At 42.8% G+C, this 19,808-nt stretch carries 19 protein-coding genes and 1 riboswitch; of the genes, 11 read left to right on the top strand and 8 right to left on the bottom strand.

Annotated features, from left to right (window positions below; all coding sequences use genetic code 11):
* Position 1: 1 nt before the first annotated feature.
* The 4 genes from AACT19_RS19715 to AACT19_RS19700 are packed head-to-tail and all read right to left on the bottom strand — an operon-like array spanning position 2 to position 4,605.
* Complete coding sequence (locus AACT19_RS19715) at positions 2-2,158, bottom strand: c-type cytochrome (RefSeq protein ID WP_076648358.1); 2,157 nt, start codon at positions 2,156-2,158, stop codon at positions 2-4.
* The gene (locus AACT19_RS19710) at positions 2,155-2,769 is read right to left on the bottom strand and encodes a cbb3-type cytochrome c oxidase subunit II (protein ID WP_004730430.1); all 615 of its coding nucleotides are present in this window, start codon (positions 2,767-2,769) and stop codon (positions 2,155-2,157) included. The genes AACT19_RS19715 and AACT19_RS19710 overlap by 4 nt, the downstream gene beginning before the upstream one ends.
* Positions 2,770-4,194, bottom strand: a complete 1,425-nt coding sequence (gene ccoN, locus AACT19_RS19705) for a cytochrome-c oxidase, cbb3-type subunit I (RefSeq protein ID WP_017089926.1) — start codon at positions 4,192-4,194, stop codon at positions 2,770-2,772.
* A 24-nt stretch (positions 4,195-4,218) separates the two neighbouring features.
* Positions 4,219-4,605, bottom strand: coding sequence for a c-type cytochrome (locus tag AACT19_RS19700; RefSeq protein ID WP_004730436.1), 387 nt, complete (start codon positions 4,603-4,605; stop codon positions 4,219-4,221).
* 420 nt (positions 4,606-5,025) lie between these two features.
* Between AACT19_RS19700 and AACT19_RS19695 the strand changes: the two genes are divergently transcribed.
* Both AACT19_RS19695 and AACT19_RS19690 read left to right on the top strand, forming a co-directional pair.
* The gene (locus AACT19_RS19695; protein ID WP_017094567.1) at positions 5,026-5,493 is read left to right on the top strand and encodes a hypothetical protein; all 468 of its coding nucleotides are present in this window, start codon (positions 5,026-5,028) and stop codon (positions 5,491-5,493) included.
* 9 nt (positions 5,494-5,502) lie between these two features.
* The gene (locus tag AACT19_RS19690; RefSeq protein ID WP_076648355.1) at positions 5,503-6,528 is read left to right on the top strand and encodes a diguanylate cyclase domain-containing protein; all 1,026 of its coding nucleotides are present in this window, start codon (positions 5,503-5,505) and stop codon (positions 6,526-6,528) included.
* A gap of 490 nt (positions 6,529-7,018) precedes the next feature.
* Here the strand turns inward: AACT19_RS19690 and AACT19_RS19685 are convergent, their stop codons facing one another.
* Both AACT19_RS19685 and AACT19_RS19680 read right to left on the bottom strand, forming a co-directional pair.
* Positions 7,019-9,448 carry a putative bifunctional diguanylate cyclase/phosphodiesterase gene (locus AACT19_RS19685; RefSeq protein ID WP_076648352.1) on the bottom strand — a complete coding sequence of 810 codons (2,430 nt, stop codon included), beginning with the start codon at positions 9,446-9,448 and terminating at the stop codon, positions 7,019-7,021.
* A gap of 3 nt (positions 9,449-9,451) precedes the next feature.
* Positions 9,452-10,483, bottom strand: coding sequence for an ABC transporter substrate-binding protein (locus tag AACT19_RS19680; RefSeq protein WP_054541173.1), 1,032 nt, complete (start codon positions 10,481-10,483; stop codon positions 9,452-9,454).
* A gap of 359 nt (positions 10,484-10,842) precedes the next feature.
* Between AACT19_RS19680 and AACT19_RS19675 the strand changes: the two genes are divergently transcribed.
* The 6 genes from AACT19_RS19675 to AACT19_RS19650 all read left to right on the top strand — a co-directional run bounded on the left by AACT19_RS19675 (position 10,843) and on the right by AACT19_RS19650 (position 14,606).
* Complete coding sequence (locus tag AACT19_RS19675) at positions 10,843-11,493, top strand: LysE family translocator (protein WP_017081180.1); 651 nt, start codon at positions 10,843-10,845, stop codon at positions 11,491-11,493.
* Positions 11,494-11,772: 279 nt separating this feature from the next.
* Positions 11,773-12,573 carry a PhzF family phenazine biosynthesis protein gene (locus AACT19_RS19670; protein WP_076648349.1) on the top strand — a complete coding sequence of 267 codons (801 nt, stop codon included), beginning with the start codon at positions 11,773-11,775 and terminating at the stop codon, positions 12,571-12,573.
* 143 nt (positions 12,574-12,716) lie between these two features.
* A complete protein-coding gene (locus AACT19_RS19665; RefSeq protein ID WP_017080131.1) occupies positions 12,717-13,220 on the top strand; it encodes a YgjV family protein in 504 nt (167 codons plus the stop codon).
* 61 nt (positions 13,221-13,281) lie between these two features.
* Positions 13,282-13,596 (top strand): cupin domain-containing protein, encoded by a 315-nt coding sequence (locus AACT19_RS19660; protein ID WP_004730454.1) that lies wholly within the window; start codon positions 13,282-13,284, stop codon positions 13,594-13,596.
* 127 nt (positions 13,597-13,723) lie between these two features.
* Positions 13,724-14,203 (top strand): GNAT family N-acetyltransferase, encoded by a 480-nt coding sequence (locus AACT19_RS19655; RefSeq protein ID WP_076648346.1) that lies wholly within the window; start codon positions 13,724-13,726, stop codon positions 14,201-14,203.
* A gap of 106 nt (positions 14,204-14,309) precedes the next feature.
* Positions 14,310-14,606, top strand: coding sequence for a hypothetical protein (locus AACT19_RS19650; RefSeq protein WP_076648343.1), 297 nt, complete (start codon positions 14,310-14,312; stop codon positions 14,604-14,606).
* 141 nt (positions 14,607-14,747) lie between these two features.
* Here the strand turns inward: AACT19_RS19650 and AACT19_RS19645 are convergent, their stop codons facing one another.
* The gene (locus AACT19_RS19645; protein ID WP_017080128.1) at positions 14,748-15,245 is read right to left on the bottom strand and encodes a fasciclin domain-containing protein; all 498 of its coding nucleotides are present in this window, start codon (positions 15,243-15,245) and stop codon (positions 14,748-14,750) included.
* Between the two features lie 202 nt (positions 15,246-15,447).
* Here AACT19_RS19645 and AACT19_RS19640 point away from each other — a divergent pair, with 202 nt between their 5' ends.
* Both AACT19_RS19640 and AACT19_RS19635 read left to right on the top strand, forming a co-directional pair.
* Positions 15,448-16,431, top strand: a complete 984-nt coding sequence (locus tag AACT19_RS19640) for a DUF2860 family protein (RefSeq protein WP_076648340.1) — start codon at positions 15,448-15,450, stop codon at positions 16,429-16,431.
* Between the two features lie 166 nt (positions 16,432-16,597).
* Entirely contained in the window at positions 16,598-17,092 is a 495-nt protein-coding gene (locus tag AACT19_RS19635; RefSeq protein WP_004730462.1) for a GNAT family N-acetyltransferase, read from the top strand.
* A 99-nt stretch (positions 17,093-17,191) separates the two neighbouring features.
* On the opposite strand, the gene AACT19_RS19630 is transcribed toward AACT19_RS19635, so the two are convergent.
* Positions 17,192-17,974 carry a LuxR C-terminal-related transcriptional regulator gene (locus AACT19_RS19630; protein ID WP_076648337.1) on the bottom strand — a complete coding sequence of 261 codons (783 nt, stop codon included), beginning with the start codon at positions 17,972-17,974 and terminating at the stop codon, positions 17,192-17,194.
* Positions 17,975-18,141: 167 nt separating this feature from the next.
* Positions 18,142-18,241: riboswitch (purine riboswitch) on the top strand.
* Between the two features lie 90 nt (positions 18,242-18,331).
* Here AACT19_RS19630 and AACT19_RS19625 point away from each other — a divergent pair.
* Positions 18,332-19,330: an adenosine deaminase gene (locus AACT19_RS19625; RefSeq protein WP_076648334.1), complete on the top strand. Its 999-nt coding sequence runs from the start codon at positions 18,332-18,334 to the stop codon at positions 19,328-19,330.
* Positions 19,331-19,808 lie beyond the last annotated feature (478 nt).

Below are 19,808 nucleotides of genomic sequence, written 5' to 3'. Positions count from 1 at the left end.
CCTAGCGAATGTTAATGTTCTTATCTCGATTTTCGTACATTTCAGGTGTGGTGTGTAATCCTCCAGCGTAACCTGCTGCTTCAAGTGTCTCTCTTACCTCTCGAACGTGCTCCGCTGTGACGGGTTCGTTTCTGTCTCCAAGGTTTGAACGCACAAACGTGATTAACTCAGCCAAGCGTTGATCCGATAAGACATCCTCAAAACTTGCCATCGGCATGAAGTTTCTGTCTTTGTCGAGATAGGTGGGTTGTAGGCCGCGCACGGTTACCGCAATAGTGTTGAATGGGTCACTGTGCATAATGATGCCGTTGTTCAACAATGTCGGGGCGATTGGGTCTCGTCCTTTACCATCGTCACCATGACAGGCCCCACAGGTTTGACGATACGTGGTGTAGATTTCACTGCTATACGCGGCTTCATCAAACCCTTTAGGCTGTAACTGAACGGCATCACTGGCAATGGTGTTGTTGATGTCACCGCTGAGTAGGTAATAAGACATCGACTCAATATCTTCACGTGTCATCAAACTTAGGCTGTTTTTCACTACGTCAGCCATGCCCGCAAAAGCAGTCCCTTTGTCTGAGTGACCTGTGTGTAAGAAATCGGTCAGTGTCGCTTCATCCCAACCATCAACATACAGTTCGTTGGCCGTGATATCGGGTGCATTCCAACCGTCAATCAAGTTACCTTGGAAGATACGTTCAGGTATCAGAGCTTGAGCAATGTTTCTTGGCGTGTGGCACTCAGAGCAGTGACCAAGTCCTGCAACCCAATATTTGCCTTGTTGCCACTTATCGACGTTTTCGACCTCCGTTTTAAGCTCTTCAGGCACTTGGTAGTCAATCGGATCGGTATCCATGAACACAATGTTCCAGCCAAGCAAACCTAAGCGAATGTTGGATGGAAACATCATGCTGTTGTCATCATTGCGTCGTGGCACGGCGGTGATTGACTGCATGTATTCCCACAAATCCACCATGTCTTGGTTTGTAAGGTGCTGATATGACGTGTAGGGCATTGCAGGGTATAGGTAACCATTCTTACCTTTACCTGCAACTAACGCGGCTCGGAAGTCATCAAAGTCATAAGTCCCAATCCCTTCGGTGGTGTGTGGCGTAATATTGGTTGAATACACGGTGCCGAAAGGGGTCACAAACGGTAGGCCGCCAGCAAAGGGTTCGCCACCTTCTGCACTATGACAAGCTACACAGTCACCGGCATACGCTAGGTATTCACCACGTTCAACAGACTGAGCTTCTAGGTTCGCGAGTCTTTGTTGCTGCTCTGAGCCCGCATGTCTAATGTAAGCACCCAGTGCGAGTATTTCGTTCTCGGTGAGCTGCTCATCAAACGCAGGCATTAGGTTGTTCAAGCCTTTGTTGATAGTGTGTTGTATCTCTTCAATACTGCCGCCGTGCAACCAAATATCGTCTGAGAGATCAGGCACGCCAATCTCTGGGTTCGCAACAGAACCATCAGCGTGACAAGACGAGCAGTATTTTACAAACAGCTCTTTGCCGACTTTAACTTTTACTTCTGGAACATCGGTATGGCGTTGATTGAGGGAAGCTAAGTAGTAAGAAACCTTAGCCACTTCGTCGGGGCGCATGATTTCGCTCCAACCTGGCATAGCACCGTTCCGACCTTTGGCGATCGAATGAATAACAGCTTCATCACTGCCACCATAGAGCCACTCTTGGTCGATCAGGTTAGGAAAGTGCTTTTGTCCCTGAGCGTTATCTCGGTGACAAGCAGCGCAGTGAGTTTGGAACAGAATCCTACCGCTGTTCACGATCTCTGGGACTGCAGCTAATCCCTCTAACGTAGTTTCGCTGGTGTGTGCAAATTGCTCATTGAGAGTGGTGGATGGTGAACTGAGCTTATCATCGCTTTGTTCCCAATCGACTAATCCTTCCCATTCGCCAAGCCCGGGGTAGAGCACCAAATAACCAGCAGACAAAAGAAATGCGACCGCATAGCTTACAAACAACAGCTTAGGTGGAGGCGCATCTTTCTCTTCAATACCATCAAAGGTGCCAATGGTGTGGTCGTGATCGGCCTTGTGATTGCTACGCCAGTATTTAACGACAACAGACACCATCAGAATAAAGAATATTAAGGTTAAGAGTACCGCCCATAGATTCCAGAATGTGCTCATTGTGATACCTCCTGTGACGTATCTTTACCCAGGCTTTGTAAATAGCGAATCAGAGCTTCACCTTTGGTTTTGCCTCTTACTTGCAATCGGGCGTCACCAATTTCTTGATCGGTATAAGGCACACCTAAGGTACGTAAAACTTCCATTTTTGCGCTGATATCATCGCCTGTAAGCGTTTGTTCAAACAGCCACGGGTAAGAGGGCATGATCGATGTAGGAACGACTTTTCTAGGATCAGTTAGGTGAATAACATGCCACTGGTCAGAATACTTTCTACCTAAGTTAGTGAGGTCAGGGCCGGTACGTTTAGAACCCCACAAGTTAGGAAATTCGTAAATATCGTCGGCTTCTTTATTCGGGCGACCATTACGTTTCACTTCTGGCTCTAGAGGTCGAACCATTTGGGTGTGACATACATGGCAGCCTTCACTGATGTAGATGTCTCGCCCTGCCAACTCAATCGGTGTGAGTGGCATTGCTAAACTGCCTTTGGCAATATCGTCTCCGCGGACAATGCTTGGCACTACCCAGACCAACAAAGAGAAGGAGGCAACGACAACGGTGGTCAAAATTAAAATGACGATTGAATGTGTAAAGTCTTTACTCATCATTTAAGCCCCCTCATTAACGGTGTGTTTAGCGTCGTGTACTACTGGCATACGAACCGTTTTGTACAAGTTGAATGCCATTAAGAACAACCCAAGTACAAACAGTGCACCACCAAAGAAACGCATGAATAGCCAAGGTGCTTTAAAGTCCATCGCTTCTACAAAACTGTAAATCAGTTCGCCATTTTCATTTTGAGCGAGCCACATATAACCCTCTCCGATGCCTGCGATCCAAAGTGCTATCGCATAGATGGCGACGCCAGCATGAGCGAGCCAAAAGTGCCACTTAATCAGTCGTCGTGACCAAAGATCGGTTTGGCCCCATAAGCGTGGAATGAAATAGTAAAAAACCGCTATCCCTGACATTCCAACCCATCCAAGAGCTGCGGAATGTACGTGACCGATGATCCATTCGGTGTTGTGTGCCACCATGTTGAACCAGCGAATAGCGAGTAGGGGACCTTCGAATGTCGCCAAGCAGTAGTAAAGAATTGCTGAGAAAAAGAATAAAAGAATGTAGTCGGACTTCAGCTTTTCTTTGTTTTGTAGAAGGGTCATTGCGCTATTGAACGCACCGGCCCAAGAAGGGAGCCACAGGATCAAAGACATTACAATGCCGATGTTCTGAATCCAGATGGGAACAGAAGAATAAACCAAATGGTGCGTTCCAGCCCACGTGTAAAAGCCGACCAAGCCCCAGAAGTGGATCACAGACAATCGGTAAGAATAGATAGGTCGGTCCGCTGCTTTGGGTATGAAATAGTAATTCATACCAATCACACCTGCGGTCAGTAAGAAGCCGACGGCATTATGCCCCCACCACCACTGAACAATCGCATCTTGAGCCCCTGCAAACACAGAGTAGGACTTCATCGCCAAAACTGGCATCGCGAGGTTGTTCACAATGAAAATCATTGCAACGACAATAATGAATGCAGCAAAGAACCAGTTAGCCACGAAGATGTGGCTGACCTTTCGTTTAGCAAGGGTGCCAAAGAACAACACCGCATAAAGCACCCAAACCAGCACGATCATTAAGTCGATTGGCCATTCAAGTTCCGCATACTCTTTTGAGCTGGTGTGGCCTGCGGGTAAGGAAATGACCGCAAGCAACAGGATGAATTGCCATCCCCAAAATACCATCCATGAAAGGCTTTTATTGAACAACTCACAATGGCCTGTTCGCTGGGCAATGTACAAAGATGTCCCCATCAAGATGTTCACGACGAACCCGTAAATCACCCCAGAGGTATGTAGCGGGCGCAGTCGACCAAACTGGAAATATTGAGAATCGAAGTTTAAGACTGGCCAATACAATTGCGCGGCGAGAATCACCCCGATGATCATACCTACGATTGCCCACACTAAAGACGCGATGATGAAGTACTTAACGACCTTAATGTTGTATTGCGGTGTCACTTGTTCCATAACAAGGCTCCTTGCCTAAAGCTTTTATTCGCTGACTGAATTTGATTCGTTGAGTGAGTTTGAATCGTTGCCGAGCATTGAATAGAAATAGGAAATGTCGCGGATGTCTTGGTCTGAAAGTGTGTCGGCTTGTTGCTGCATGAGAATTGCCAACCCACTGGTTCTTTCCCTTGTCTGATAGTCTTTTAACGAGGAGATGAGATATCCCACCTTTTGACCGCGAAGGTTCGGGTAGGGGTCTTGCGTTGAGATGCCGTCAACGCCATGGCAGGTCATGCACACCTTTGCTTTCTGCTTACCTAACTCGAATTGTTCTTGATTAACGTCAGCAGAAACAGGAAACATGACCAACGTCATTACTAGGGTTGAAAGTGTCGTCATGGGGTTAAATTTTTTTATATTCAAACTCATTCTCGATTCCCTTGATTATGAAATGAGTAAGCTTTTTAAGAGCGACACACGATACCTGCTGGTGGAATAGAAGCGACAGATATCAGACAACTAGGCTCTCAAAGCTGCTTACGTTCGATTAAAGGTTATGCAGCAACAAGCATTCTTGCTACTTACTGACTCATATTTATTGTTAATTTTGATGGTCACTACGTATTCAGTGGCTGGATTGGATTACTCATTGCCTTTAAAAAACCGGGATTACTGGTATGAACGCTAATTAAAGTCTTATTTAGAGGAGGGAAGGTGTTGTTCGCACCTGGTTACAGGAATGAAACGTTATCTCAGAAAGAGTCGAACTGCATTATTGAGAAAATAGGCAATGTCTAAGCAAGTCAAATGACCAATATGAACTAGACTCAATTTAGTGACCTTTTTAGAATGGAGTTTAAAATGAGAGCTGCACTTTTGTTTATACTTTCACTGTGTTCATTTTCTATTTTTGCAGCATCCGAACTCACAATATTCGATCACCTAGGGCAAAAGCATCAATTCAGTCGAGAACAACTGCTATTGCTCCCTCAAAAAGAAATTACCACCTCATTACCTTGGCTGGATGGGGAATTGGTTTATAGCGGTGTGGCCTTACAAACGGTGCTTGAAACAAAGGACTTACCCATGGCCTCGCAGGTCACTTTTGTTGCACTAAACGACTATAAAATAGCGGTGCCCAAAGAAGACTTTGACGATTACCAGCCGATCATTGCAATTAAACAAAATGGCCAATTTATGTCAGTCAGAGAAAAAGGGCCGTACTGGTTGATATATCCACTTTCTTCGACTCCAGATATAGATAATACAGACTTCCATGCCAAGATGATCTGGCAGATACGCGATATTCATTTGTAAGGACTTAGTATGAAAAAGCTGTTGTCATTGACTGCCATCAAAGTCGTCGTGTTATCTTTAGCGGCAGTGGTGCTCACCGTTAATATCTACAGTGTTACCCGCATTAACGATATTAATAAGAGTTTTTCTACACGACAAAATGAGGCAACGTGGTTCGTCTTTCAATTGGTGAAAGAATACGCCAATTTCTTGATGGTAAGCCGTTCTGAAATCATTGATTATGATGAGTTATGGTTAGCGTACGATATTACGTGGAGCCGTTTTGACATATTGATTAACAGCACTGAGTCTTCCAATTTCATCAAGTCAGCAAACTTTAAGCCCTATTTTACAGCGGAATTTGATAAATTTAAGAGCTTGGAGCCCTCGATTAAACTGGTCAGCCAAGGGTTGTTGCCCAAGGAATCGTTACAGAAAAAGGTCGATATTTGCTACCACACACTCGTAGATTTTATTAACGACAAATTTCGATTACAAAGCCCTGTAATTGAAGAAAATACCTCAATGGTTGATAACTTAGTGACAGTTCATCGAATCAGTAGCGCTTTTCTTGTTGGCATCTTGTTGTTGACTGGGATTATTTTTTATATGGATTTTTCTATCAAAAGAAAGCTCTACTCTACGGATTTTATTACAGGGTTTCGCAATCGAATTTCATTGATGAAATTTGTTAAGAATAGCTACTCTAAGGACAATAACTTTGATCTCTATTTTGTCCGTATCAGAAACCTTACCGAAATTAATCAAAAGTATGGTCTTGAATATGGTGATCTTGTCGTTAGTTCGGCCGCTAAATCTCTGACCGCTAAGATACCAGAAAGTACCATTTCATTTCGAAGCAGCGGAAGCCAGTTCTTATTTTTTATTCCGGACCATTTGTACGCGAGTGATGAAATTCAGGACAAGTTTAACGACGTGCTCAGTGATTACATATCTGCGGGTAATTTGGAGTTAATGATTGATGCGGTAGTAAGGCATAAGAAGAACATAAGTTCCAAAGACATGATGGAGTTGTTGACCAGCATGCAAGGTTAAGTTCTTAAGAATGTCTTAATGTCTTAATGTCTTAATGTCTTAGTTGCTTAGTTGCTTAGCTGCTTGGTACTGGCGCACTTCGCAGTTGAATTCGGGGCTTAGCTTAGTAAATCTATTTGCTATTGCCTGCTAGTTCTTGTTAATGCTTCCCAGTTTCCCAGTTTCCTAGTACTTGTTACGGCTTCCTAGCACTTGTTGAGCTCCACCTTTATCTATCCTTCCTTCTTATACATATTTAATACTACAAGCCTTATCCGAGCCAATGAACGTAGTCATTAGTTTGGGTAGCGCTTTTATTTGTTTACTTAATGTCAATCTCAAGATATTTAACGTGTATTGCGGCCGTAGATATTGGCTCATTTGAGACGTTATTATAGGTTGTAAAGGGGTGGGGAAGTGGCCGTTGTTAATCAAATAACATGATTATTAAGGCGCATGGCAATTAATTCGCATAGTAATCAAATCGCATAGTAATTAAATCGAACAATTATTATTTATGATTAAGCACAACAACCCTTTCGTTAGTGCTTGGTTCTAAAAGGGCTTGCTGATCCAGAATAGTTTGCGGATTGTGGTCGCGAACAAATTCAATGAACTCGATGTAAGTGAGTGGTTGGCTGAAAAAATAACCCTGTATTAGGTCGCAGTTGGCTTTTCGAAGGTGATGATACTGTTCGAGAGATTCGACACCTTCGCCAACAACGAAGGTGTCACAAGAGTGCCCTAAGTTAACCATGGACTCGACCATCTTGCGGTCAGCTTTGTCGTGGACGATATTATCGATAAAGCTCTTGTCTATTTTAAGTTCATCGACAGGGTAGTGAAGAAGTTGGTTAAACGCCGTGTAACCCGTACCGAAGTCGTCGAGGGAAACTTTTAAACCTAAGCTTCTGATGCTCTCAATGGTCTGCACAGTAAGTTTGCTGCTTTTAACGTAACTGGTTTCGGTAATTTCTATAATGATGTTGCCCGGAGGAACTTGATAACGTTCGAGTACCTTTCGAATATTGTCGGCAAAGTTACGGTTGTAGAGCTCCATCGCCGAAATGTTAATGGACAAGGTGCCTTTGTATTGGTGAATCTCCGACAGTTCTTTATAGCTTTTGATTGCGGTACTAATGACCCACATGTCGAGTTTGGATATTAAATTACTTTTCTCTGCGGCTGGAATGAACTCATCCGGCCCAGCCTTTATATCAAATAGAGCAGGGCAGCGAATCAGACATTCTGCTCCGTCAATCTGAAGTGTTTTAGCATTGAAAATAGGCATAAAGCGAAGTTCAAAGTTATCACTCGCGCAGCACTCTAATAGCCTTTTCTCGATAACATCATGCCTTTCAAGTGAATGAAGTAGCTCTTCGCCGTAAACAATCCGGCTATCTCCGTCACTGTGATCCTTAGCATTAATCAACATCTCATCAATACATCGGTGCCATATCTCCTCGAACTTAGGAGTATCGACGGGTAGTACACCAGTTGCAATTGAAAGCCTGAACCCATAGTAATCTAGGAAAGTCGTACCCGTTAGGGTGTTGTTAATGTTCTCAATTTCTTCGTTTATTGATTGGTGTTCACCCATTTCCAATATGGCAATGAATTGGTTTCCTCCAAGCCTTGCGATTGAATAGTCGCTGCAACTAAAGCCGAAAGAGGATTGTTGATTCTGCAGGGTTTCTCTTAGTGTTTTGGCTAGACTAACGAGTACATTGTCGCCCACCTTTGCACCGTATAAATCATTGATTTTACGAAAGTCGATAATGTCCCAGCAAACCAAGTAGCAGTGTGGGCTCCTTGAGCTTTTTATACGTACATCGAGGTGTCTAATAAATGAGCGTCGGTTCGCTAATTTGGTTAATTGATCGAATTCGGCTTCGAATTTCAATTCCGTTAGTGAGTCAATGTAGGCGTTCTTAAGTCCGTCGATCTCACTTTGTCCGGATGACCGTTTAAAGTATCTGAGTTTGAGTCCACCAATGGAGATTTCGTGTAACAAGTCTTTGAGTGGACGGACTAATTGGTAGCGTACGACCATGTGTACGATGAGCATAATAATGAATAATATCGTTAAGCCACCAAGTAAGGTCTCCTGAGCGATGAGGGATTTTTCGTGATTGAATTTCTTTTCACGAATATTGACTTGAGCGAGGAAGTGACGACTATTCATTTCGACTTTGATTCTGTCTTTGGTTTGTTCAAAGGACTTAATAACGAACTGTGTATTTTCAATATGTTCGGTATCTGATGACGGTTCAATCAGAAGTTGCATGTTGTCATCGTCGTTGTATTTGGTGAGTAAGTTAGACAACTGCTTTAATGGACCGTCTGCAATCAATATGTATCGATTGACACTGTCATTTGCACGTTTATCTTGTGGGAGTAAGTAAGGATCGATAGCTGCAACATAAGCGTATCTGAGCTCACCACTCACTGATATATAAGAGAAGCCTTCATGAGATAGCTCGTTTTTATTAATCAACGAAGTATAGATGTCGAAGACTTTCTCATAGATGTTGTCGGGGATCTTTAACCCTTCGAAAGGGTCTGCTCGTAAAGTAGAGAGTGTTAATTTGAATTTAGGATCGACGACATAGATATTACGTTGACCAAACTGATTAACGTGACTCTGGTTTAAGACACGAAGCACTCTTTTTTCCAGCAGGGACAGGGTTGTGTAGTCACCCGGGTTTTGAATATATCGCAAGAACTGTAGGGATGAACCAATATCTTTTACTAGCAAAGATAAGCCCAGTTGTTCGTATTCAGCCGCCACGAGCGCGGTGTTCACATCCGATTGTACTTCGTCTAAGTACATGTGTTTCGCGTGGTTAGAGGCCAAGTTGTAAGTCACCATTCCGCCTATTGCAAATACGAACAATAAGGTAGGAATGAGAACAAAGTAGAGCTTCTTTAATACTGGCATTAATTATCTCAAACTGTCGACAATGCGGTTACGAATTTGAATGCTATTGGGTTCGAGTTGCTGATACAGATAGCTGCGTTCTAAGACCTCTTTGCTAGGGAAAAGCTCCGGATCATTTTGGTATTCTTGTGTTGTTAAGGCTTTTGCTTTTGAGCTTGGAGTTGCAAACCATGAATCCATTGCGTTTTGAGCTGCGATCTCGGGTTGCGACAAGAATGATAAAATCGTTGTTGCTTGTGCAGACAACTCTCCGTTATTAATCGCAGCAATGCACTCTAACCATAACGTGGTGCCTTCTTGAGGCACAGCGTAGGACCAAGAGGCATCAGGCTCCAAATCATTGAGTACATAACTGTCACCAGAATAACCGTAGGCAAGGTCGATGTTAGCAAGACGTTCGGGTTGGCGAATATAGTCGATGACGTATTCGTTGCTTTCTAGGTGTGGCTTTTGAGCTTGCAGGGTTTTATAGGCAACGCGAAGTTCCTGCTCATTATTGGTGAATGGATCAAATTGATTCGCTAACAGTGCAGTACTCACCAAATCCGTAGGTTCGTAATACATACTTATGCGGCCACTGCTGTTCGTGTCTGGTTCGAGAATAGCGTTCCAAGAGGTGGGAGTGTTTACTTTGTCACTTCGATATAAGATTCCCGCAGTCCCCCAAGCGTAGGGAATACCATATTCGCCACATCCTTCAACCCACCGTGAATCTATGTTACCAGCAATGGATTGTTGTAACTCACTGAGATTATGAAACAGGTTCTGCTTGGCTAACGCATTGAGCTTTACACTTTCTATAATGACGAGCTCAAATGCGCCACGACGTTCGCTTAATAGCACTTCATCTCTGATCGACTCATCAGAAAAAAACTGCTGTTTCAAAGAAATGCCGTACGTGTCGCTTAGTTGGGTCACGACGCTATTGGATAGAAATTCGTCCCAATTGTAGAGATAAATATCATTCTGTTGGCTAAACGCTGTGCCAGTTAAAAAGGATGATGACGCAAGAACTGAAACATAAAATGCTTTCACTGACGGATTCCTTTCCTACTTTGCTTAACTAAATCGTAGCCCAAATTTTGCGACCTGCTTCAAATTTACGACTCTTATTTTAGTACAACCTAATATATTCGATGCGCCCACTTACTTTCAGCCCGAAAATTAGGGAATAAATGAGCCTTTATAGAAAACACCGAGCTAAATCATGGCTTAGCGGTCTAAATATTAAAAAGCGTGTTATTTGGGCCGTCTTTTACCTAACGAGACAGTTGAAAACGTGTTGTCTGTCTGATTCTCTTAGTATCGAAACCCTAATAATTAACCCAAAACGCTAATTGTAGGTTAATTATGCAATAATAATGCATTAAATTTTACAATGAGGACATTGGTTTATGGATGCGGGTTTAGTTGGAATTTTTGTTACCGTGGCGATTGCTCACTTTCTAGCGTTATTGAGTCCCGGGCCAGACTTTGTGATTGTGGTGAAGAGTGCTGTTCGAAATAAGGGAAGAAAAGCATTAGGCGTTGCATTCGGTATTGCCAGTGCGAATGCGGTTTATATTGCTTTGTGCTTGGTTGGAGTAGGGTCGATTCTAGCGGCATCCGTTTCCGTTATGATTGTACTGAAGATCATTGGTGGTGTGTTTCTTGTTTATCTTGCTGTGCAAGCGATAAGAGCGAAGAAATGTAATTACAGCAATATGGATGTTACCGAAGGAGATAGCTTCAACCAAACGACTTTTCTTAAAGAATTCGTCACGGGTTTTCTATCAGGAATCCTTAATCCCAAAAACCTTTTGTTCTATTTGAGCTTATTCACGGTTGTGTTGAACAATGACATTGGCTTCATGTTTAAGTTGGGGTTAGGTATTTGGATGACGGTGGTTGTATTTGTATGGGATGCGGCGATCATCTTCCTGTTATCTACACCTAAAGTTCGTCAAGAGTTTACACGTGTTGCTTACTATATTGATAAAGTGACAGGAGTCATGCTGGGTCTGCTTGGCTTGACCATTGTGAAATCTGCTCTGGTACGTCAGTAGAATTCACCATTGCTGAGTAACCTTACGTTTGTGGCACGATACAATGCCTATGTGCCGCGAATGTGTGCTTGTTTCCTACCAGGCTGATACGTTTTATCTCTTGTCTGCCCGATAATAAACCTTCTGCTTAATCCGCCTATTATTTTCATAACTCTTTGTTTATCATTCCTTACTTCTTAAATAAGTATTAATTATGTTGCTGTTGAACACTTGTAGCACGGGGTGTTTGTGCTTATTGTAGGCAACAATATTTATCCAATATAAGAGCTAGGAACCATTGTGAATTTAGATATATATCAAGTGGACTCGTTCACAACTCAAGCTTTTAAAGGAAACCCAGCTGGGGTCTGCATTTCTCAAGATCTACTTGATGAGTCACTCATGTTCTCAATCGCTGAAGAGATGGCGGTATCTGAAACTGCTTTTCTTGCGCTTAACACTATGACGCTTAAATGGTTCACTCCAGAAGTAGAAGTAAAACTGTGTGGGCATGGCACATTGGCAACCGTTCATGTAATGAAAGAGCAAGGGTTGGTTAAAACAGGTGACAGTGTTGTGTTTAACACCTTGTCGGGTGAGTTATCTGCCACAGTTTGTGAATCGTCTATCGAACTTGATTTCCCTAGTACTCAGTTGTCATTGAACTCAGAAGCTAATCTCACATTACTTGAGCACTTTGGTTTAGAACCGCACCAAATCGTTTCATTCCGAGAGTTTGATTCCAAGCAGTTAATCGAAGTTTCCAGCGAGCAAGTGTTATTGGCTCTCTCACCTAACTTTGATGCTTTAAAGAGTATTAAAGGGCGAGGCGTTGTTGTGACGGCACTTTCATCAAATTCTAAACTCGATTTTGTTTCTCGTTATTTTGCGCCATGGGTTGGGGTTAATGAAGATCCCGTTACTGGGTCGGCACATTGTGCATTGACGCAGCACTGGGCTGAAAAGCTAAACAAAAGCTGCTTCAGTGCTTATCAGGCGTCTCGTCGTGGTGGGTATATGTCGACAGAGCTATTAGCAAACGGGCGAGTAAAGTTAATCGGTTCTGCGACCACTGTGATTGCTGGCGTGTTGAATCTTTAGGTTTTTATAGAAGTTCTAGATTTTCATAGAAGCTTTGGAACGCTGTTTGCTCTGTTTTGTTGGAACCGCCTAGTACGTTTTATTCGACTGTTCATAGTTAAAAGAGGCGGCTAGGGCGTAATGTTATTATTGAAGGAATCACCGTGTCAGATTTTTATCTTTCTCAAGTATTAGTCGCAATTGCTATTTGTTTCGATCTTCTGTCTTTTCAGTTTAAAGAGAGAAAGAAAATCGTTACCTGTCTGTTCTTTGCAGGCGTGCTTATTTCGAGCCACTTTATTCTTCTCGAACAATGGACAGCGGCGAGCTTAATGACGATTGCCACTATTCGCTATTTGACGAGTGTATTTTCTACATCGTCTAAGTTTAAATATTTGTTCTGTTCCATGTCAGTGGTCGCAACGGTTGTGACTTACTCGGGGCTGACAAGCATATTGAGTTGCTTTGCTTCCGTATTTCAAACCTTTGCAGCCTTCAATAAAGATGACCGCCGATTAAGAGAGTTGATGATCATCGGAACCAGCTTCTGGTTGGTTCATAATTACTTAGTTGGCTCGCCAACAGCGGTTCTGATGGAAGCCCTGTTTATCTGCAGTAACTTGGTGGGCTATTACCGTTTTTATTTCAGAAAGAGTGCTGCTGCTTAGGTTTTACAGTGCAGTTAAAGTCCAGGTTGTTAATCAATTCAATGTTAGCTAGGAGAGCTTGATGCCAAACATTTACAATGATGTTCCTTCATCAATACCCAATGAAATATTCAATGACCTGATTGCCAACGACGGTGTTCGAATCGAAAGGATATTGTCGCATGGACATAGCTCACCAGAAGAGGGTTGGTATGACCAAGATGAGAATGAATGGGTGATGGTGATTGAAGGTAAAGGTGTCATCGAGTTTGAAGATGGACGCGTTGTTACTTTATCAAAAGGGGATTACATCAACATCGCTGCACGAGAAAAGCACAAGGTCATTGGTACGGACAAAGACATGGTGACGATCTGGTTGGCTGTGTTTTATCGTTGATGTCTTGTTCTAAAGCTGAGGCTGTTGAGTGCAGGTTACAGAGCCTGTTGAGCTTGGACTATTGAGCCTGCTGATTCAGCTGTCTATTTGCACCTCTGAAAGAACTTAAGACAAAAAGGAGTATGTCGTGGTTAGAATTCGAAACTATCAAGTGAGTGATGATAAAGCACTGTGGGAGATCTTCTTTCATACCGTACGTAACGTGAATGTTCGAGATTATTCTCAACAGCAAGTAGAAGCTTGGGCACCCAGTAGCTTTGACTTTGCGTTATGGCAAAAGCGTATGAATGGTTTACAACCCTTTGTGGCTGAACTCGATGGTTGCGTAGTTGGCTATACTGACCTGCAACCAAGTGGCTTGATTGATCACTTTTTCTGTCACCACGAATATCAAGGGAAGGGGGTAGGGAAAGCCTTGATGGAGCATGTTTTCACTGTGGGTCGAGTTCGTGGTATATCGAGATATTTCTCTGAAGTAAGTATTACCGCAAGGCCTTTCTATGAGCATCTTGGTTTTAAGGTGGTGAATGAACAGGAAGTCGAAATGCGTGGCGTAAAGCTGACCAATTACGTGATGGAAAAGGTTGTGCCTTCAGACGAACGGTAATCTCATTTTTGTTACAGTTTTCACCTGTTTTTGGTTCTCTTCTTAAAGAAAAATCATCACTTTAGCGATAATATTCACTGCAACTAATTTGAGTGAAGGAAGTTACGTGGGAATTGAAGCTTTAGCGTTTGTGATGGACGCATTAATAACCGCATGCTGCATGTATATCGCCTCCAAAATGTCTTTCGTGGTCGCAGACTTTAAATCCCTTCTTACTATTGCTGCAATCGTTGCTTTGGTGTCATTGATTCCGACAGTGGGCTGGGTGTTAGGGTTGATTCTGTTTGTGTTCCTACTCGGGAAAGCGACGCACTCTAGTATTGGTGATTGCATTTGGGTGGTGGTCTTCACGAAGGTAGTGTCGATGGCGGCATTTCTAATATTCGGCCGCTTGTTTGTGTAACTCGGGTTCTTGTCGATATAGTTCTTGTTGATATAAAGGCAGCCTCGGTTGGCTTAAGACCGTTATAAACTTTTTAATTAAAAGATGAAGAGGGTGTGACCTGTCACACCCTCTTAAAACCTTTGACCGATGTTGTATTTCTTATTTAGGCAACAGCACAGCGTCAATCACATGGATAACACCATTGCTAGCCTCAACGTCTGGCATAATAACTTTGGCGTTGTCTATCATTACGTTGCCGTCATCTATCGCTATCATTACCGCACTGCCTTGAACCGTCACTGCACTATTTAACTTCATAACTTCAGCTGCCATGATTTTACCTGGTATTACATGGTATGTGAGCACTGCAACTAGTTTGTCTTTGTTTTCTGGCTTCAACAACATGTCGACCGTTCCTTCTGGTAACGCAGCAAATGCCTCATCAGTGGGGGCCAATACGGTGAAAGGGCCTTCGCCTTTCAATGTATCAACTAAGTCCGCTGCTTTTACTGCCGCCACTAAAGTATTGAAAGAGCCGTTTTCCGCCGCAACATCAACGATGTCTTTCTTCATCTCGTGGTGGTTAGCGTGAGCAAAAGCCGTAAAAAGAAGCGTCGCAACTAGCACTGATGTGGTTTTGATTAATTTGTTAAACATATTGTCTTCCTTTGAGTTTTGTCCGTTATTTTCGAGAAGTACTACGAAAGCTTAAAAGCGATAGATCAACTTATTGCACCTTTGAACCTATTTTTTAGATACCCAATTCGTCAGTTGAATAAATGTCTCCGTTAAATAGTTGTTATAATTTCAATTTAATACATATAGTTAACGGGTGATTATTCAATTAATGGATGTGAATATGAGGTTTGTTTTACCAGTTGTATTTTCGGCATTCGCTTCAATGCCAGCTTATAGTGGCCTTGCACCAACGGAAGGTTTCAGTGGTAACTTTAGTGTCTTGACGGGTGTATCTTCTGACAGCAGTAACTTGAGCACCGAGCAAGACGCGAATCAAGCAACCAACACCAAGGAGGGGGACAGCGAAAATCAAGGGCTACTCGGTTTTTTGGGTACGGTTCAATATACCTTTGGTGAGTCACTGACTCATCAAGTGTATGCGGGTACCACTCGAGAGGATATTGCAACAGGTACCATTGCTTTTGAGATTGGTTATCGACATCAGCTATCTGGAGGCACAATATTGGATTTTTCTGTTCTTCCTACGCTTATCTCGGGCAAGGCTTGGACGGATCCGTATGCTGTTGGCGTTAATCGAAATGAAACGGATGTGAAAGGTAATGTAGGACGACTGCAGCTCACGAATATCGGTGGAACTGGTTTTCGAACGGATCTCGCATTTGGGCAATCTGATGTTGATGAAGAGCTATCTGGTAGCCAAGTCTTATCTCCGGAAGATGCTGTGCTGCTGGATAGGGAAAGAACCTATGTGTACGCCAAAGCAGGGTACCGCTTTATCTTGCCAAACCAAGCAGGTCTATTTGTTCCTTCAATGGTGTATTTCCACTCAGACGCAGAAGGAGGAGCACTCAGCTTCGATAGTTATGGTATTGAATTAAACTACGCGAAGAGAGTCGGTCGCCACGGTTTTGTTGTTACCCTAGATGCAAGTGATCGTGAATATGATGAGTCGAATCCAATTTACGGGCAAGTACGTGAAGAGAATGAATTCGGTGCATTCTTAGCTTATGAGTTTGGTGGCTTAATGGGTTATGAAGATTGGTCGTTTATTTCATTACTCGGTGTAAGGTCGATTGACTCTAAGATTGACTTTTACAGCTCTGAACAAGCATTAGCGAGTGTTGGTGTTGACTACAAATTCTAATATTCACACTACGTCAACAAAACTAATCAAAGCAGAAGCTTAAGAGCAGCCTTTCTATTTGTGTAATTATTTCGAGCACTTACACCTTCAAAGGTTGTAGGTGCTCGTTGCTATCCGTAATATGAAAATTAGCTTATGGACAAAAATAATATGATAAGGAAGCGCTTTGGAAATACAAATTAGACATCTTGAACCCACCGATAACCAAGATATTTTTGATATTTATCGACATTCGTCAGTATTAGAGAATACCTCACAAAAGCCTTTTCTTAGCTCTGATCAAGTGGAGCGACTGTTTGGTCACTCAGACCATTTCACTTTAGTTGCGGAGGTTTCTGGCAAGGTCGTAGGTCACATTACTTTATTCATGACCACGAAGGTGAGAGACAGACATTGCGCTGGTCTTGCGATAGCGATTAATCCGGAGATGCATGGCAAAGGGGTCGGTAAGGCTTTAATGCTAGAAGCGATCAATCAAGCCGATAACTGGCTAAACCTCGTGCGTCTTGAGTTAGAGGTTCATGCAGATAACCACTCCGCGATTGCTTTATATGAACGAGTGGGTTTTCAGTTAGAAGGCGCGAAAAGGCTGAGTACATTCAAAGCGGGTAAGTATATCGATATGTTACTGATGTCGAGAATTCGACCGGATTATCGTTGAGAGTGACTTAACTCAGTTTAGTTGAAATTGGCCAATAAGATAGTGATTAAACAAAGCCCTTAAATCATTGCTTTTTAGGGCTTTTATACGAATATAGCGTTATTTGTTGTCGATACCGAAACCATTGCGCAGCGCAAATTGAATCAGTTCGGTATGGTTGTCGAGTTCCAAAATATCCAACATGCGGTATTTGTGTGACTCAATGGTTCTAGGGCTCAAAAAGAGGATCTCCGCACATTGCTTAGCGGTATAACCTTGTGCCAATTGAGTTAGAACCGCACACTGCCTTTTGGTCAGCAATAATAGCTTTTCACTCTCGTTAATATTATTGGTTTCATCGCTGGTGACACTACGAGTCATTTTGGAGTGCTGCCAAAAACAGAGCCAGATGTCACTCAGCAATTTGATTCGCTTCATGTCAGCCTCTTCAATTGGCTTATCGTAACGACTGAACCGTGAGAAGCCGATAGCTCCCCACTGTTGACCAAACAGCGAAAGGCTTACAATCCCATGCCAATGAGCACCTTCTTCATAAAGTACACGTAACGGGTCGAGTTTATGGTTCTTTAGTGTTTCCTCAGGGAACAACTGCCAACACTCTTTTGAACGTAAAAGCTTTAGGTAATCAAGATAATTGCCTTTTAGAAAGCGTTCCATTTCAAGCGGTGGAGTATCTGTTTGGGATACGGAAATACTTTTTCCTGTATCCAGAAGAATCATTGAGTTTGGAAACAGGGTAAGCCTGTCGAGCTTAAACCAAGCGAGCGCTTCTCTTGCCAGTAAGAAAAAAGTGCTATCGAAATCTTTGGGTTGGCATGCGGTCAAAGTGTTGGTTTGGTGAGAGAGGAGATCCTCAAAGCTCGCGAATGGGTTATCTTTCATATTGACCGTCTTTTGTGGTTTTAGACAAAATAGCGGCAATAGCTAAAGTGTGTCAACCTAATGTTGGAATGATGTTCGGAATAAAGTGTGGCGAGTATTCTTAAATGCTACTGAGTAATTTATTAGTTTTATGGAGAAACGATTAGTGAAATTCACACTGAACTCTGTATAGTAGCAACCGTTTGCTTCGTATAACCCCAATGATATGGTTTGGGGGTCTCTACCAGCTCCCGCAAAGTGCTGATTACGAAGGGTTTAGATCACAATTGTGTTCTTACTCTTTGTAATGGCGTTCAAGAAAACCTCCTGTCTATTATTCAGAGTAAGTGCACACCTAAAATCCATAGTAGGTGAAATATGAACGCATTTATTCAAGGGCTCCCAAAAGTAGAGTTGCATTTACACATTGAAGGTTCGATCGAACCTGAGTTACTTTTCCAACTTGCTCAACGCAACGGCATTGATTTGCCTTATTCATCCCCAGAGCAGCTAAGACGGGCATACGAATTTGATGACCTGCAGTCATTTCTGGATATCTATTATCAAGGTGCGGATGCACTTCGCACAGAACAGGATTTCTACGACTTAACATGGGCTTATCTAGAACGCTGTAAAGCCGACAATGTTATCCATACTGAAATTTTCTTTGACCCTCAGACACATACCGATCGTGGCATTGCATTCGACACCGCAATTAACGGCATTCATCGTGCGCTTGAACAGGGTCATGAAGAGTTGGGCATCACATCTCAAATCATCGCATGTTTTCTGCGCCATTTATCTGAAGAGAGCGCCATTCAAACGTTCGCCGATGTGTTGAAGCATCAAGACAAGATCATCGGAGTTGGCCTAGACTCTTCTGAATTAGGGCACCCACCAGAGAAGTTCAAGCGTGTATTCCAGCAAGCGAAACAAGCAGGCTTCTTAACGGTGGCGCATGCAGGAGAAGAAGGGCCTGCTCAAAATATTGTCGATGCGATTGAAATGCTCAGCGTGAGCCGAGTGGATCATGGTGTGCAGTGTATGACCGACGAAGCTCTGATAGCCGAATTGATTGAAACCAAAATGCCGCTGACCGCGTGCCCTCTGTCTAATATTAAATTGCGTGTATTCGATGAGATGGAAGACCACAATATTGTTGAGCTGTTAAGGCGAGGCGTAGCGGTGACGATTAACTCGGACGACCCTGCATACTTTGGTGGTTATATGTCGGATAACTTTAACGCGGTGAGCTTAGCTCATGAGATGACGGAGCAAGAGCTTGCTCAATTTACTTTAAATGCAATAGAAGCGAGCTTTATTGAAGAATCATTGAAACAGCAATATCGTGATGTTGTTGTGGCGTATCTCGCTTAAGTCAAAAGTTTCAGTATGAAGCTAAAGGCGAAGTTTAGGGTATAGGTGAATGCGAACGAGCTCTCGGCATTCTGCGATTTAGAAAGCTTAAACGGCCAACAAGTGTTGGTCGTTTTTATTTTGGTTCTCAAGCGGGTTTTGAGCTAGATAAGTGGCTTAAGACATTAAGAAATATGATTTTATTTGGGTAAAAACATCTTGTCCTAAGCTTTAATGAACTACATTTAAACGAGGTGTAGATATACAGTGTCACGCTGTATTGAAATAGAGATTAACTTAAGCATAAGCATAAGCATAAGCGTATAAAAGCAGACACAGAGATTGTCTGAGGAGGAACAAACTGTTGTTAGATCCAACAATCAGTGAACAAATACAATGGCCGTGTGAATTGTCTGCGGACTTGATAGAAAGCTTGCTTGATATTGCCGTTTTTAAATCGGGTGTCGACAGCTTTGAGATGGCTTTGTTGCGTAATTCA

The sequence above is a fragment of the Vibrio sp. 10N.222.47.A9 genome (genome assembly GCF_963872585.1).
GTDB classification, from domain to species: domain Bacteria; phylum Pseudomonadota; class Gammaproteobacteria; order Enterobacterales; family Vibrionaceae; genus Vibrio; species Vibrio splendidus.
This window is presented reverse-complemented; position numbering and strand designations above follow the sequence as displayed.

Coding starts and splice junctions, on each gene's coding strand:
- AACT19_RS19685 (WP_076648352.1), bottom strand. CDS start 9,448: ATGCCAGTATTAAAGAAGCTCTACTTTGTTCTCATTCCTACCTTATTG.
- AACT19_RS19710 (WP_004730430.1), bottom strand. CDS start 2,769: ATGATGAGTAAAGACTTTACACATTCAATCGTCATTTTAATTTTGACC.
- AACT19_RS19690 (WP_076648355.1), top strand. CDS start 5,503: ATGAAAAAGCTGTTGTCATTGACTGCCATCAAAGTCGTCGTGTTATCT.
- AACT19_RS19695 (WP_017094567.1), top strand. CDS start 5,026: ATGGAGTTTAAAATGAGAGCTGCACTTTTGTTTATACTTTCACTGTGT.
- AACT19_RS19660 (WP_004730454.1), top strand. CDS start 13,282: ATGCCAAACATTTACAATGATGTTCCTTCATCAATACCCAATGAAATA.
- AACT19_RS19675 (WP_017081180.1), top strand. CDS start 10,843: ATGGATGCGGGTTTAGTTGGAATTTTTGTTACCGTGGCGATTGCTCAC.
- AACT19_RS19700 (WP_004730436.1), bottom strand. CDS start 4,605: ATGAGTTTGAATATAAAAAAATTTAACCCCATGACGACACTTTCAACC.
- AACT19_RS19630 (WP_076648337.1), bottom strand. CDS start 17,974: ATGAAAGATAACCCATTCGCGAGCTTTGAGGATCTCCTCTCTCACCAA.
- AACT19_RS19645 (WP_017080128.1), bottom strand. CDS start 15,245: ATGTTTAACAAATTAATCAAAACCACATCAGTGCTAGTTGCGACGCTT.
- AACT19_RS19625 (WP_076648334.1), top strand. CDS start 18,332: ATGAACGCATTTATTCAAGGGCTCCCAAAAGTAGAGTTGCATTTACAC.
- ccoN (WP_017089926.1), bottom strand. CDS start 4,194: ATGGAACAAGTGACACCGCAATACAACATTAAGGTCGTTAAGTACTTC.
- AACT19_RS19715 (WP_076648358.1), bottom strand. CDS start 2,158: ATGAGCACATTCTGGAATCTATGGGCGGTACTCTTAACCTTAATATTC.
- AACT19_RS19640 (WP_076648340.1), top strand. CDS start 15,448: ATGAGGTTTGTTTTACCAGTTGTATTTTCGGCATTCGCTTCAATGCCA.